Annotated in this window: 1 protein-coding gene; it reads right to left on the bottom strand. The window is 57.7% G+C overall.

All coding sequences use genetic code 11. The annotated features are described in order from the left end of the window. A partial coding sequence (locus C5B91_RS21290; protein WP_119713032.1) for an APC family permease occupies positions 1-619 on the bottom strand: 619 nt, incomplete at both ends.

The raw sequence follows: 619 nt of genomic DNA, 5'->3' as shown, positions 1-619 counted from the left end.
CCGAGAGTATCATCGCCAGCGGGATATTCCTGCTCGGGTTTTTGACCTCTCCCGAGACGGTCGCGATGATCTCGAATCCGAGAAAGGAGACGAAAACGACGCCGGTGGTGGCGAAAATACCGCTCGGTCCCGGCGGTGCAAACGGATCGAGGTTCGCGGGGTCGATGAAGAACAGTCCGAGAGCGACGTAGGCGAGCACGATAGCGGTTTCCGCGCCGATCATGATGTTCTGTAGCTGGCTCGATTCCTCCGTGCCGTAGTAGTTGACACCCACAATCAGTACCAAGCCGATGAGTCCCAGAAGAATAACGAGTGCCCGACCATCCAGGAACGGAATCGGTTCGACGAGATACTGTCCAAACCCGATCATATAGAATGCGCTCGCAAACATCAGACCGGTCCACATCCCCCACCCGACGATGCTCCCGAAAAAGCCTCCGAGCGCACGGTTCACGAAGTGGTAGCTCCCACCGGCGACTGGCATTCCCGTCGCCAATTCGGAAAGTGAGAGGGCTGCGAGAAGAGCAACGAACCCAGCAATGACGAATGATATCGAACTCGCTGGGCCAGCACCTTCCGCTGCGATCCCGGGAAGGATGAAAATGCCGGCCCCGATCAT

The sequence above is a fragment of the Haloferax sp. Atlit-10N genome, assembly GCF_003586325.1.
GTDB classification, from domain to species: Archaea; Halobacteriota; Halobacteria; order Halobacteriales; family Haloferacaceae; genus Haloferax; species Haloferax prahovense.
This window is presented reverse-complemented; position numbering and strand designations above follow the sequence as displayed.